This window comes from Deinococcus piscis, assembly GCF_014653275.1.
GTDB classification, from domain to species: domain Bacteria; phylum Deinococcota; class Deinococci; order Deinococcales; family Deinococcaceae; genus Deinococcus; species Deinococcus piscis.
Genome location: NZ_BNAL01000004.1, coordinates 23,060 through 36,809, shown reverse-complemented (window position 1 = coordinate 36,809; position 13,750 = coordinate 23,060). Strand labels below are relative to the sequence as shown.

Annotated in this window: 11 protein-coding genes; 5 read left to right on the top strand and 6 right to left on the bottom strand. The window is 66.5% G+C overall.

Features of this window, described 5'->3' with window-relative positions:
- Positions 1–57: 57 nt before the first annotated feature.
- The 3 genes from IE158_RS02610 to IE158_RS02600 are packed head-to-tail and all read left to right on the top strand — an operon-like array spanning position 58 to position 3,068.
- Positions 58–930, top strand: a complete 873-nt coding sequence (locus tag IE158_RS02610; RefSeq protein ID WP_229838850.1) for a phytoene/squalene synthase family protein — start codon at positions 58–60, stop codon at positions 928–930.
- Between the two features lie 57 nt (positions 931–987).
- Entirely contained in the window at positions 988–2,673 is a 1,686-nt protein-coding gene (gene crtI, locus IE158_RS02605; protein ID WP_189642125.1) for a phytoene desaturase family protein, read from the top strand.
- On the top strand, positions 2,670–3,068 hold the full coding sequence (locus IE158_RS02600) for a hypothetical protein (RefSeq protein WP_189642124.1): 399 nt from the start codon (positions 2,670–2,672) through the stop codon (positions 3,066–3,068). Before crtI ends, IE158_RS02600 begins: the two co-directional genes overlap by 4 nt.
- A 39-nt stretch (positions 3,069–3,107) precedes the next feature.
- On the opposite strand, the gene IE158_RS02595 is transcribed toward IE158_RS02600, so the two are convergent.
- The 6 genes from IE158_RS02595 to IE158_RS02570 all read right to left on the bottom strand — a co-directional run bounded on the left by IE158_RS02595 (position 3,108) and on the right by IE158_RS02570 (position 10,967).
- Positions 3,108–3,662: a type I phosphoribosyltransferase gene (locus IE158_RS02595; RefSeq protein WP_189642123.1), complete on the bottom strand. Its 555-nt coding sequence runs from the start codon at positions 3,660–3,662 to the stop codon at positions 3,108–3,110.
- Positions 3,662–6,433: an AAA family ATPase gene (locus tag IE158_RS02590; protein ID WP_189642122.1), complete on the bottom strand. Its 2,772-nt coding sequence runs from the start codon at positions 6,431–6,433 to the stop codon at positions 3,662–3,664. The genes IE158_RS02595 and IE158_RS02590 overlap by 1 nt, the downstream gene beginning before the upstream one ends.
- Positions 6,430–7,635, bottom strand: coding sequence for an exonuclease SbcCD subunit D (locus tag IE158_RS02585; protein ID WP_189642121.1), 1,206 nt, complete (start codon positions 7,633–7,635; stop codon positions 6,430–6,432). Before IE158_RS02585 ends, IE158_RS02590 begins: the two co-directional genes overlap by 4 nt.
- 98 nt (positions 7,636–7,733) lie before the next feature.
- Positions 7,734–8,783: a hypothetical protein gene (locus tag IE158_RS02580; RefSeq protein ID WP_189642120.1), complete on the bottom strand. Its 1,050-nt coding sequence runs from the start codon at positions 8,781–8,783 to the stop codon at positions 7,734–7,736.
- A 119-nt stretch (positions 8,784–8,902) separates the two neighbouring features.
- On the bottom strand, positions 8,903–10,081 hold the full coding sequence (locus tag IE158_RS02575) for a hypothetical protein (protein ID WP_189642119.1): 1,179 nt from the start codon (positions 10,079–10,081) through the stop codon (positions 8,903–8,905).
- Positions 10,082–10,172: 91 nt separating this feature from the next.
- Positions 10,173–10,967 (bottom strand): alpha/beta hydrolase family protein, encoded by a 795-nt coding sequence (locus IE158_RS02570; RefSeq protein WP_189642118.1) that lies wholly within the window; start codon positions 10,965–10,967, stop codon positions 10,173–10,175.
- On the opposite strand from IE158_RS02570, the gene IE158_RS02565 reads away from it, so the two are divergent.
- Together IE158_RS02565 and recD2 are read left to right on the top strand one after the other, a co-directional pair.
- Positions 10,966–11,493 (top strand): NUDIX domain-containing protein, encoded by a 528-nt coding sequence (locus IE158_RS02565; protein WP_189642117.1) that lies wholly within the window; start codon positions 10,966–10,968, stop codon positions 11,491–11,493. The genes IE158_RS02570 and IE158_RS02565 overlap by 2 nt on opposite strands.
- Positions 11,494–11,547: 54 nt before the next feature.
- Positions 11,548–13,683 (top strand): SF1B family DNA helicase RecD2, encoded by a 2,136-nt coding sequence (gene recD2, locus IE158_RS02560; protein ID WP_189642116.1) that lies wholly within the window; start codon positions 11,548–11,550, stop codon positions 13,681–13,683.
- Positions 13,684–13,750: the final 67 nt, after the last annotated feature.

Below are 13,750 nucleotides of genomic sequence, written 5' to 3'. Positions count from 1 at the left end.
GCTCCATTGCAGATTCAGCCAGCCATGAGTCCACAGGTCAGGGAGGCTTGTCGGCAGATGACACGCCGCCACAGCCAGACGTTTTACCTGGGCTCGCTCTTTTTTCCGGCCTCTCAGCGTCCGGCGGTCTGGGCGGTCTATGCGGCCTGCCGCGAAGTGGACGATCTGGTGGACGAACCTGGCCGTGACCCGGCAGCCGCCGTGGAAGACTGGTGGGCGCGGGTGCAGGCGGCTTTTGCCGGCCGTGCTCAGCCCGGTGACCTGGTCGGTGCCGGGCTGGCGTGGGCGGCGGCCCGCTATCCGCTGGACCTAGCTGCGTTTGCCGACCTGCGCGCCGGAATGGAGCTGGACCTGCGGATGGACGGCGGGCATCACCGCTACGCTACGCTGGATGAGCTGGACCATTACTGCTACTGCGTGGGCGGCGTGATTGGACTGATGATTGCGCCGATTAGCGGCTACAGCGGCGGTCAGGAAACGGTGCAGCGGGCGCTGCGGCTGGGGCGGGCCATGCAGCTGACCAATATCCTGCGCGATGTGGGCGAGGACTGGGGCCGTGGCCGCCTCTATCTGCCGCGTGACCTGCTGGACCGCTTTGGTGTGAGCCAGGACGAGATTGCCGCCGGGCAGGTGACGCCGCAGTACCGCGCCCTGATAGCACATCTGAGCGCCCGCGCCCGGCAGGACTACGCCTATGGATGCGCCGGGTTGGCGCAGCTGCATGGGCGTGGCCGCTGGGCCGTGGCCGTGGCCGCCGACCTGTACGAAGGCATTCTGGACGAGCTGGAGCGCCGGGGCTACGACAACCTGAGCGGGCGGGCGGTGGTGGGCCGGGGGCGCAAGCTGCGGCTGACCGCCCGCGCTGCCCTGCGCCAGAGTATTCCCCGGCGCTCCAGTGCCCGTAAATGCGGGACCCGCTCGCCGCTCTAGCCGCTTTTCCCCACCTGTTCTCTGCCCCCTTTCCCTTCTCCCTTCCTCTGAGGTGCCATGACTTCTCCGCATGTTTCTGCCCGCCCCGCCATTCGCAAGACTGCCCTGATCATCGGCTCCGGAATAGGGGGGCTGAGCCTGGGGATTCGCCTGCAAAGTTTGGGCTTTGATACCCAGATTCTCGAACGGCTGGACGCTCCTGGTGGCCGCGCCTACCAGAAGCGCACGCCGGACGGTTACGTGTTCGATATGGGTCCGACTGTGCTGACCGTGCCGCACTTTATTGAGGAGCTGTTTGCGTTGGAGCGGGACCAGGCCGCGCTGGCAGCGGCGGACTATCCGCCCTCTACACTGCGCGGCGAGCGGGTCAAAGAAGGCGTGAGCGGCGGCCCGCGCACGGGCGATTACGTGCAGCTGGTGCCGATTTTGCCCTTTTACCGCATTTACTTTGATGACGGCACCTTCTTCGACTACGACGGCGACCCGGAGCATACCCGCCAGCAAATTGCCGAGCTGGCCCCGGAAGACCTTGAGGGCTACGAGGAGTTTGACCGCGACGCACGCGCCATCTTCGAGCGGGGGTTCCTGGAACTGGGCTACACCCACTTTGGCGATCCGGCCACCATGCTCAGGGTCGTGCCCGACCTGCTGCGGCTGGACGCTGTGCGCACGCTGTTCAGCTTTACGTCCAAGTATTTTGCCAGCGACAAGATGCGGCAAGTGTTTTCGTTCGAGACGCTGCTGGTGGGCGGCAATCCGCTGAGCGTGCCTGCCATCTACGCCATGATCCACTTTGTTGAGAAAACCTGGGGCATTCACTACGCTATGGGCGGCACTGGAGCACTGGTGCGGGCGCTGGTCCGCAAGTACGAGGAACTGGGCGGGCAGATTCGCTACGGCGCGGGCGTGGAGGAGATTCTGACCGTGCCCCGGCCCGGGCTGCTGGGCAAGCCAGCGGCGCAGGGCGTGCGGCTGGAAAGCGGTGAAGAACTGCGCGCCGACATTGTGGCGAGCAACGGCGACTGGGCCAACACCTACCTCAAGCGGCTGCCGGCGGCGGCCCGGCGGGTCAACAGTGACCTACGCGTGAGGGCTGCGGCCCAGAGCATGGGCCTGGTGGTGGTGTACTTCGGGTTCCGGGATGAGGGCTACGCACCGCTGGACCTGCGCCACCACAACATTATCCTGGGCCCACGCTACGAGGCACTGCTGGGTGAGATTTTCAGCGGTGGCGTGCTGGGGGAAGACTTTAGCCAGTACCTCCACATTCCCACGCTGACCGATCCCAGCCTGGCCCCCGCCGGGCACCACGCCGCCTACACGCTGATTCCGGTGCCCAACAAGTCCGGGCGCGGCGCAGCGCTCAACTGGGAAAAAGAGGGCCCGGAGCTGGTGCGCCGGGTGATGGAATTCCTGGAGGAGCGCGGCTACATTCCCCATCTGGCCGAGCGCCTGACCCACCTGGAGTGGATCACGCCCGACTACTTTGACCAGACGCTGGACAGCTATGTGGGCAACGCCTTTGGCCCCGAGCCCAAGCTGATTCAGAGTGCCTATTTCCGCCCGCACAACCGCAGCGAGGATGTCGCGGGGCTGTACATGGTCGGGGCCAGCGCCCAGCCTGGTGGCGGCACCCCCAGCGTGATGATGTCCGCCAAGATGACGGCGCGGCTGATTGCCGAGGATTTCGGGATTCACCCGGAGATTGCAGAAGGGGTGCCAGCGGGCTACCCTACAGAATGACCTCCCGACCCTCCCCCGGCAGCCAGACCCCAGAAGAAGCCGTGGCCGAGCTACGCGCCTGCCTAAAGCAGGCTGACGCAGCTCAGGCACACCGGGGCCGACACACGGAGCTGGAACCGCTGACCCCGGAGATGGTGGCCGACACCGCTGCCGACTACGCCCGGTTGCTGGAAGCGGTGCGCCTGCTGGCTGACCGCTACCCGGACGGCGAGGCGCTGGCGGCCGATTACGACGTGTTTGCTGGGGCCCATGTGCTGCTGCGGGCTGCGGCCATTTCGGCGCTGAACTTGCTAGATACGCCCTGGCCCAGCTTTCCGCGCTTGGGCATCAGCGACAGCTTCGAGTATGAGGGGAGTGGGGCGGGGTTCGTGAGGGTGAAAGTGTCTGGGGGCTGAGCGGTGGCCGTGGCCCCTGCGCTTACAGGGGCCCGCCGACTACTCCCGCACTCCCTCAAAGATCAGCGGCTGACCCTGCTGGCACAGTGGGCAGTGGTCTGCCGGGTGGTTTTCAAACGGAGCGCTGGTGAGTGTGAGCAGGGTTTCGCCTGCCAGCGGTGTGTGGCTAAGCCAGGCGCTCACCCCTAAGGCGACATGCTTCTCATACCGCAAAAAGGCCAGCACGCGCCGCGCATCGCGGCCAGTGCAAATCAGGTCGTCTACATAGACGGCGCGTTGACCGGCTTGAGGGCAGTGCATTCGGTGCCAGCCTATGTCCTGACCAGTGACGGCGAAGGCGACTGGAAGTCCCAGCTCCAACCCCACAAACGAGGCCAGCACTGCCCCGCAAGCGGGCGCGCCAACAATCAGGGTGGTCTCCGGCCAGTGCTGAGCAATCTGCTGTGCCTGCTGCTGCGCCAACTGTTGAAGCAGGTCGGGCCTGCGGACAATTTCGCCTTTTTCCAGCCAACCCCCTGAATGCAGGCCGTTTTTGAAGGCGGTGTGCCCCTCCCGGAAACACCCTTGCACCTGCAGAAAAGACAGGACATTCATCAGCTCTCCAGCCGCATGACCGTGCTTCCGGCGATGCTCTTGCTAACCAGCAGCTGCGTGGGCAGGCGCTCGCTGAGGCTCTCGACGTGCGTGACCACGCCCACCATGCGGCCCTGCGTGCGTAGGTTTTCCAGCGCTCCGGCCACCGCTTCCAGCGCCTGCGGGTCCAGCGTGCCGAAGCCTTCGTCCAGAAACAGTGCGCCCAGAATGCGGTTGCCGGCCAGATAATCACTCAGAGCGATGGCGAGGCTGAGGCTTGCCAGGAACGTCTCGCCGCCCGACAGCGTCTTGACGCCGCGTGTCTCGCCGCCATTCCAGAGGTCCTGCACCGCGTAGTCCCCGCCGTCCAGCGTGAGTCGGTAGCGCCCGTCGCTGATGTCATGCAGGATGTGCCCGGCTCCGGTCAGCAGGTTGGCCTCGACTTCGGCCAGCAGGAATTGCTGGAATTCATTGGCCTTGAGGCTGTTGGCCAGCGTCTTCCAGGTGTCCATCCGCTCGCTCAGGCCGACGGTCTGGGCTTCAATCTCTTCTTTGCGGGCCAGGCGCTCGGCGGCGCTTTTTTCATGGGCTTCCAAGCGGCCTGCCTCACTGCGCCCGGCAGCAATCTGGGCGTCCAGCGTGTGCAGGCGGGCACTGAGGCCTGGCAGCGCCTGTGGGTCGTATTCGGCTCCCGCCAGCGCGGCGCTTAGCTGCTCGCTGAGGGCCGCTTCCTGAGCGGACAGCGTGTCCAACCCGGCCTGCCAGCTCTGGGCGGCCTGCTCCAGCGCGGTGATTTCGCTCTCGGGCAGCGCGGCGGCCTTGGCGGCTTCGCTGCTCAAGCCCGAAGCCTGAAGCGCGCTGCTGAGTTCCTGCGCGGCTTCTTGGGCTTCGGCGCGGCGGGCGGCAGCGTTGGCCTCTGCCGAGCGGAGCGTGGCCTGGGCTGCAGCGGCGGCGCTGCTCGCTTCGGCCAGCGCCTGGGTCGTAGCGGTCAGACTGCGGCGAATGTCGGTGATGTGGGCCTGGGCTTTCTGGCGCTCGGCAGCGGGATGGGGGCCAAAGGACCGCACCTGCTCGGCCAGCCCAGCCAGCAGGCGGGCCACCTGCTCGGCGGGGTTGCCAGCGATGCGCTCCGTGGCGGCGCGGTTGTCCTGCTCACGCTGCTTGAGCTGAGCTTCCCAGTCGGTCAGGTCGGACCGCCGCTTTTCGGTTTGCGCGGTCAGGCTCTTGATTTCTTCCTTGAGCGCGGCAAATTCTCCCCGGCGCTCCACCAGATCGTTTTCGAGTGCCTGAACCTGCCGCGCCTGCTCGTCCAGCTGCCGACTGAGATGTTCTGGTGATGGCGGCAAGGCATGTACGGTGCTGCCACACAGCGGGCAAGGCTCGCCTTCTTTGAGGGCCGCGTGATAGGCCGCCAGCCCCGCCTCAGTTCTGAGCTGTTCCAGCCGTGCTTTGGCGCTTTTGAGGGTGTCGGCCCTCTCTAGGCCTTCTTCTTTGGAGCGCTCCAGTTCGGCTGTCCGCCGCTCCAGCAGGGCCAGCTCAGCTTTCTGGCGTTCCTGATCGGCCTGCCAGCTGACCTGCTCAGCTTTGAGCTGCACACTTTCCAGCCGGAGTTTGTCCAGGCGGTCGGCGTCGGCTTTGGCGGCGGCGTGGGCGTCTTCGTCCCAGGGCAGCGGCTGGGGGTGGCGGTGCTCCGGCGTGCCCCCAGCACGGTGCAGCCGGGCGGCCAGGGCTTCGGCGTCGCGCAGAGCTTCGGCGCGGGCTTCCAGCTCGGGAATCTGCGCTTCGGCGGCCTGTGCCTGCTGCTGGGCTGCCTGTGCCTGCGCGGCGGCCTGCTCTGCTTGCTGGGCCTGCGCCTGCGCCCCTTGCCATTCGCTTTCTTCGCGCTCCAGGGCAATGCGGGCGCGGCCCTCGCGGTCAATCAGGGGCAGAATCCCGGCCACCCGGCGGGCCTGGGCGGCGCGCTCGGAGCCGCGCTCCACCTCGGCCTGGCGGCCCTGCTGCACACTCAAGCGGCGCTGAAGGTCCTCACGCGACTGCCACAGCCCGGCGATGTTCTGCCAGCGCGTCAGGCCCGCCATGACTTCTTCGCGCTCGTCCTGCCAGGTATCCAGCTTCTCGGCCAGCGTGGCCCGCGCCCCCCGCAGTTCCCGCACACTCGCAGGGCTGACCCCGGCGTATTCGTTTTCCAGCAGGGCGTGCAGGCTGCTCAGCTCAAAGCTCAGCGCTTTGGCCTGCTCGCCCGCGTAGCGGTGCATGGCCCGCACACTGTCCAGGCCCATCAGTTCGCCCAGCAGGTCCTGGCGCTCCTTGCCAGTGCCGTGCAGCAGCCGGGCAAACTCGCCCTGGGGCAGCAGCACCGAGCGGGCAAAGGTGCGGAAATCCAGCCCCAGCAGCTCCTGAATGCGGGCGCTGACCACCCGCTGCCCGGCACCGGGGGCCAGGTCTTTCCAGCGGCCATCCGGCTGCCGGTGTTCCAGCCGGGTTTCGTTCTCGGCGGTTTTGCGGCCTTTGGAACGGGCCACCCGGTACACCTGCGGCCCCGTTTCGGCCGGCAGCTCAAAGGTGAGCGACACCGACAGCGCCCGCTCGCCCTGCGAAATCAGCGCGTCCAGGCCAGTGGCCCCCAGCCGCGCAGTCTGCCCGTACAGCGCAAAGGTGATGGCGTCCAGCAGCGAACTTTTGCCGCTGCCGGTTGGCCCGACCACCGCGAACAGGTCCAGTCCTTCAAAGTCCAGCTCGGTGTGCTGCCGAAAAGCCGTAAAGCCCGACAGGGTCAGATGAAGCGGCCTCATACGGCTTCCTCCGCTTCGGCCGCTTCAACGTGGCTCTGCACCGCTTCCTGCGCCTGTTTGAAGGCAGCCCGCTGCTCCTCCGGCAGCTCGCCGCGCCGCTCGCGCCAGTAGCGCTCGTACAGTTCCAGCAGGCTGAGGCCTTCGCGCCGCAGTTCCGGCAGGGCCAGGTCTTCCTGGGTGGCGCTCAGCTCCACCGCCAGCGCCCCTGGCAGCAGCCGCAGCACCCGGTCTTTGAGGCCAGCGGTGGCCGTGCCCTTGGGAGCTTCGACCAGCACTTTGAGCAGGGCACTTCCTGCCGCCGCCTGCTCGCGTTCCAGCCGCGCTTCGACCTGGTCCAGCGGCACGCGCAGGGTCCGCAGCTCGCGCCCGCTGCTGAGCGGAATAGGCGTCACGCGGGCGGGCTGGCCGGGGGAGACTTCGACCAGATTCACTTGCTTTTTCTCGCCGCCTTCACCGAAATCCAGCTGGATGACGCTGCCGGGATAGTGCGCCAGTGGTGCGTCGGACGCCTGCTGGGCCTTGTGGATGTGGCCCAGCGCCACGTACTGCGCGCTGGCCGGCAGCTGCTGCTGCGAGATGGTGTAGGCGTTGTCCAGGTGAAACTGCATCGTCTTTTCCGAGCCGCTCGGCTGGGCGCCGTCCAGTGTGGCGTGCAGCATCAGCATGTTGACGTGGCCCGGCTGGAACCCCTGGGCCAGTCGCCCTAGAAAAAAGTCCATGCCCTGGCGGTACTTTTGCCGCCACTCGCTCACGTCGCCGCCCAGCAGGTCCGCGCCGCGAATCAGCCGCCGCTCCGAGAGGTAGGGCAGTGCGCCCACCGTCAGCGTCTCGCCGCTGCGGGTCGGCACATGGCGAATCAGCGCGGCGGGGTCTGCCGTCACTTCGGCCACCAACTGCACGCCCACCCAGCCCAGCAGCTCCGTGACCGAAGCCAGCCGCGCTGCCGAGTCGTGGTTGCCGGCAATCGCCACGCTGGGGATGCCCGCCGAGCGCAGCCGCAGAAAAAAGTCGAACACGGCTTTTTCGGCGTCGGCGCTGGGGTTGGCGGTGTCGAACAGGTCGCCGCTGACCAGCACGGCATCTGCCCGCTCGGACTTGGCCAGCTCGGCAATCTCGGTCAGGGCCGCGTGGATTTCGGGGGTCCGGTCAAAGCCTCTCAGCACGCGCCCAGCGTGAAAGTCGGCGGTGTGCAGTACGCGCATAACAAAAAAGATACCCCGCCCGCCGCCTGCGCGCAGGGCAAAGGCAACGCCCAGGGGGCAAGCAGAAGAAGTGCCGGGACACTGCCCGGCCAGGCTGCTTACTCGGCCCGCAGTGTGGTCACGCGCTGGTGGCGCATGGTGATGCTCAGGTGGCCATCCATTTCGCCTTTTGCGCTGCCTTCTGCGCTGAAGACCAGCTGCACGCGGCTGTCCGAGGAAGACCGTTCGCCTATCTGCACGCCGTCGGGGCGGTAGGTCAGCACCGAGGGCTCGGTGACCAGGTCGGTCACAGTCAAGCTAAAGCTGTAGCCCACCTCGCTGTCTGGCAGCTTGCCCCTGAACGTCCAGGAGGTCGGCGGAGACTGCGTAAGCACCTCAAAGACATGGTGGCCCGCCGCGTCTTTGCCCCGGTAGGTGGTCGTGCGGGTGACGGTGACCGGTGCAGAGTCCACCTCTTGTACCTGGCTCATCATCTCCGCCACTTGCTCGGTGCTCAGGCCTTGCTGCTGGGCGACCAGCGGTACAGCGGCGTTCAGCAGGTCAGGGGCAAACAGGTTGCCCAGGTCCACCGAATAGGTTTCGGTCACGCTGTGGCCGGGAATCAGGGGAAAGGTGTGGAGGTTGCTGCTGTCCGCTTCAGCTGCTGCCCCTTCTTCGCTCGTTGCCAGCATGGTCTCCAGCAAGTCCTGAAACTGAGGGTTGTCGGACTGCACCTGAAGGTCGGTACTCCGTCCATCTGGGTAGATCCGCTCGGTGAAATAGATATTCACTTGTTCTTCGCCAAGTGCCGTACTCACCTGCGTGACCAGTTCGCGGGAGCCGTCAGGGAACACCTGGCCCACCGTCATCACCGTCTCATCGCCGGGCTGCTCGGTCCACTCTGCTTGCGTGTGCTCTGCCCGCAGTCGGCGCAGGTCGGCGGGAGAAAAGGTCTCGGCAAACAGGCCACTGACCTCAATATCTTCTACCTCGGAACGGACCTGCACCGTCTCGCGCAGCTTGATGTGCGTGCCACTGGGCGCGGTGAACAGGAGCTTGGGCGCTTCAGCGGGTGTCATGACGGGCGCGGGAACCGGCACCGGGGGGGTAGGAGCGGCGCTGCCCGCCCCTGCCAAAGTCAGCAGGGCCATCACCATGAATTTTCGCATGAGCAAAGTGTAGCGACAAAGCGTGTAGCGACAAAGCGTGCTGAAGGTGGCCGGACCTGGGGGCTTTGGCATAGCAAACCCCCCGCCACACGGACGGGGGGCAGAGCGGCGGGTGATTCTTACTGGCCGACTTGCTCGCTTACCGAGTTCATCTTCATGCGGAAGGTCATGGACATGGTGCCGCCGTCCATCGCCACGTTGGTCTTCATGCGCATGGTCATGTCGTCCTCCATCCGGACCGGCAGACCATCGGTGCGGTAGGCAGCCCGCTGGGCCGACACCATATCGGTCAGCTCCATCTCCATGTTCATGGCGTCGCTGCCTTCGCCCAAGTCCATGCTCAGCTTCCAGGGCTGGGCGGCAGAGTCGGTGCGGAACAGGTGGTGGCCCTGCGCGTCGGTGCCGGTGTAGACGACCTTGGTGGTGGAGACCAGCGGAGAAGACTTGATGCCGTTGGCAATCTCGGTGGCTACGGCCTGCGACTCATCCTCTTCGGCCATTCCCGCAACGATACCGGCCATCACGCCGCCCATCAGGGCCTGCATGTCCACTTCGCTGGTGTTGGTCTTGCTGAAGCCGGGGGTCAGCTGCATGCCGTAGACGTTGGCGTCATTCATCCCCATGCTGCTCAGGTCCAGGCCGTCCATGCTCTCAAAGGCAGCCTGCATTTCGGCGTCGTCGCTCTCGAAGCGGGTGTCGCTGATGCTACCGTCGGTTGCAACACGCTGAATCACGCGGATGGTAAAGTCGTCCATGCCGCTTTCGGCGGGCATCTCGGTGGTGGTGGACATCACCAGTTCACGCGAACCGTCCGCGAACACTTCGCCTACCGACATCACCATTTCGGTGGGCTCGGCGGGCATGTCGCTCATCTCAGCGAACATCTGGCGCAGCTCTTCGATGTCGGCTTTGGTCATTTCCTTGGCTGCGCTGCCGGTCACCTGCACGTCTTCCAGTTCCATCTGCATCTTGACGGTCTGGCGCAGGGTCACGCTGGTGCCGCTGGGCGCGGTCAGCAAGAAGACCTGGGCCTGAGCTGGAGTCATGGTGACAGGGACAGGCTGAACGGGTGCGGGCGCAGTTTCCATGGGGGCAGGCTGGCCCGGCGTAGGCTCACCCACCGCAATGGTGCTGGGCGCACGCGGGGCTGGGCTACTCAGTGGCAGCGCCGGAATGCGGATAGGCGCATTGCCCGACATGACCGGCGTCGGCGCAGGCACACTGACTGGGGCCTGATAACCGCCGGCCATGGCCATGGGCGAGGAGACCAGCAGGGCACTCAACATTAGCTTTTTCATATCTCAATGCTACGGTGACGCGGCGCGGCGCGTTCCCAGATGGGCAGCTGGATGAACAGTCGGTAAATGTCATGCACCCTAAATGTGCCCACTATTTGCGCGGCGTGGCTGGCAGCTCGGCGGCCAGTGACTCGCCCAGCAAGAAGCGGCGGCTCAGGTCATACAGGGTCTGGAGGTGTGCGAGGTTGTCAAAGGTATGGCCCGCGTCTTCAATCAAGGCCAGCTCGGTGCCGGGGCCTAGGGCCTGCGCGTACTGCTCGCCCCAGGCAGGCGGGCAGCTCTCGTCGGCGTCACCGTGCATGACGGCGGCCACACCGCCCCAGCCCCGCGCTGCTTTGAGTGGGTTGAGGCGCAGCACCCCTTCCAGAAAGGGCCGGCCCAGCGGCCAGCCACCGAGATCCTGCACGCCAGCGGGGAGTTGCCCGCCGGGCAGGTGTTGCAGGAAATAGTCAGGCAGGGCCGGGGACCACAGCAGCAGCCGGTGCGGGGCCACGTCCGGCGCACTCTGCGCGGCCAGCAGACCGCCCAGCGAGTGCCCCAGCAGGCTCAGGCGCTGTGGGTCGGTGTCCGGGTGGGCCCGCAACCACCCCGCAGCGGCCTGAACATCGGCCAGTTGCCGCGCCGGAGTCACGTCTGCAAAGTCGCCCTGCGAGTCGCCGTAGCCCCGGAAGTCAAAGCGCAGCGCCACCATACCCCGCGCTGCCATCTGCCGGGCAAAAAGGGTGTGCAGCCGGTGCTCGCCGGACTTGTGCCCGGTGAAGCCGTGCAGCATCAGCAGGGCGGGCCAACCCTGGGCGGGGCGCTCGCCGGTGGGCAGGTGCAGCAGCCCGACCACTTGTTCGCCTTCGACCTGAAAACGGACCGGTTCTTCGTGCAGCAGCGTCATGGGAGACAGTCTCGCAGATGCGGTGCGGGCAGATAAGCTGACCGGCATGAGAGCTACGCCACTGGCGCAGGACGGCGAAATCATCTTTTGGGATGTGCTGTGCGCGCCTGAAACTGAGGCTGCCCGCTACCAGCCGCTGACCCATGCCGTGGTCGGCGTGCGGCACGGAGAAGATCTCCTGATGCTAAAAGCCGTCCGCAAGGGCACCTGGGAGTTCGCGGGCGGGTTTATTGACGCGGGTGAAACGCCCCGCGAGGCGGCTGGGCGCGAACTGTACGGGGAGACGGGCCAACTTTCTGGTGAGCTGCGGTATGTCGGAGTTATGCACTACGACCTGGGCACACTGAACATTGCTGGGCAGACGGGCGAAGTGTACGGGGCACTGTATCTGACTGAGGCCGAGAGCCGGAGCGTGACGGTACAGCAGGCAGAGCATGACGCTTTTCGCTGGCTGGCCGCAGGGGCACCGCTAGACGAATTCGACCCGTTCACAGCCGCGCTGGTCCGGGTGATGCGCGGCGCGTAGGTTTCCGTGTCTATTCTGCCCAGGGCGTAGTGCCATGCCGTACACTTGAGGGCAATGACCGCTGACCTTCCCACCGAGCCGTTCGACATTCAGGGCGCGGTGCAGCGCGTGAGGTTTCGGGCTGACAGCGGCTTTACGGTGATGACCGCCGACATCACCGGGCCATACGGCGAGGACGACGGCGCGGCTGTGGTCGGCCTGATGCCTCCGCTGGACGCGGGCGACGGCTTCAAGGCGTTGGTCAAACTGGAAGAACACAAGGAGTACGGCTACCAGTACCGGGTGCTGAATCTGGTGCTGTCCGCGCAGCCCGCTGACCTCTCGGAAGAAGGGGTGGCCGCCTACTTGCAAGCCCGCGTGGGCGGCGTGGGCAAGGTGCTGGCGGGGCGCATCGCGGGGGCGTTCGGGGCCGCCACCTTCGACGTGCTGGAAAGTGATCCAGAGAAGCTGCTTCAGGTGCCGGGCGTCTCCGCCTCGACCCTGCACAAGATGGTCGCCAGCTGGGGCGAGCAGGGCCAGGAGCGGCGTACGCTCGCCGCGCTTCAGGGGTTGGGCCTGAGCATCTCGCAGGCGCAGCGGGCGCTGAAGCACTTTGGCGAAACCGCCGTGGAAACCTTGCAGGCCGACCTGTACACGCTGACCGAAGTGGACGGTATCGGCTTTCTGACCGCCGACAAGCTGGCACGTGAGCGCGGCATGACCCTGACCGACCCACGCCGCCTGACGGCAGCCGCTGTATACGCGCTGCAACTGGCGGGCACGACGGGTGGGCACTCTTACCTGCCCCGTGCCCGCGCGGAAAAGGGCGTGGTGTACTACACCCGCGTATCGGAAGAGTTGGCGCACGAGGCGGTCAGCCGCGCCCTGGAACTGGACCGCCTCCGGGCCGACTACAGCCAGGAAGGGGAGGAGCGTATCTATCTGCCCCATGCCCTGCGCGCCGAGAAAAAGCTGGCCCGCCTGATCCGCACCCTGCTGGCGACCCCACCACAGGAGGAGTGGGACGTTCCTGCAGGCGCAGGCATCGGCCTGAGCGAGGCGCAGAGCAGCGTGCTTGAACTGCTGCGGGAGCAGCGGCTGGTCGTGCTGACCGGCGGCCCCGGCACTGGCAAAAGTACGGCGACGAAGGCCGTGGTGGAGGTGGCCGAGGAGCTGCGCTTGGAAGTGGGGCTGTGTGCTCCCACCGGCAAGGCGGCGCGGCGGCTGGGCGAGGTGACGGGCCGCGACGCCCACACGGTTCACCGGCTGCTGGGCTACGGCCCGAACGGATTTCGCCACAACCACCTGGAACCCGCTCCCTACGATCTGATCATCGTGGATGAGGTGTCCATGATGGGCGACGCACTGATGCTGGCCCTGCTGAGCGCTGTGGCCCCCGGTGCCCGGCTGCTGCTGGTGGGCGACACGGACCAGCTGCCTCCGATTGACGCGGGCTTGCCGCTGAATGCGCTCACGCAGGCGGCCACCACGGTGCGGCTGGACAAGGTGTACCGCCAGGCCGCCGAAAACCCCATCATTGGGGCGGCCCACCGGCTGCTGCACGCTCAGCCCCCGCAGTGGCAGCGCGTGGGCGATGAGGATGACGCCCGTGGCCAGCTCAGCCTGACCGAAGTGGATGCTGATGCAGGGGCCCGCCGGGTGGCCTTGCTGGTGCGCGATCTGGGCGGCCCAGCGCGGGCGCAGGTGCTGTCGCCCATGCGGCGCGGTCCGCTGGGGGTGGAGCGGCTCAACGCGGTGCTTCAGCAGACCTTCAACCCCGGTGAGGGCGGCGTGCGGGTCGGCGGCGACGGTCTGGCCCGTGCAGGTGACGTGGTGGTGCAGACCAAGAACGACTACGACAACGAAATCTTCAACGGCACGCTGGGCACGGTGCTGGAAGAGCGCGGCTCCCGGCTGCTGGTGGACTTTGACGGCAACATTGTCGAGCTGGGCGGCATGGAGCTGTTCAACTTGCAACTCGGCTACGCGCTGACCGTGCACCGTGCCCAGGGCAGCGAATGGCCCGCCGTGGTAGGCGTGCTGCACGAGGCGCACATGCCGATGCTCTCGCGCCCGCTGGCCTACACCGCCCTGACCCGCGCCCGCGAGGAGTTTCACGCGGTGGGTTCGGCTTCGGCCTGGGCGCGGGCGGCGGCTTCGCAAAAAGAAGAGCGGTACACGGCGTTGCTGGAGCGGGTGCGGGGGCGGTGAAGGTAGTGTGTCAGTCAGGAACTCCTCAGTCAGCTGCGCTGACGGCTCCTCTGGGAGGGAGCGGGGC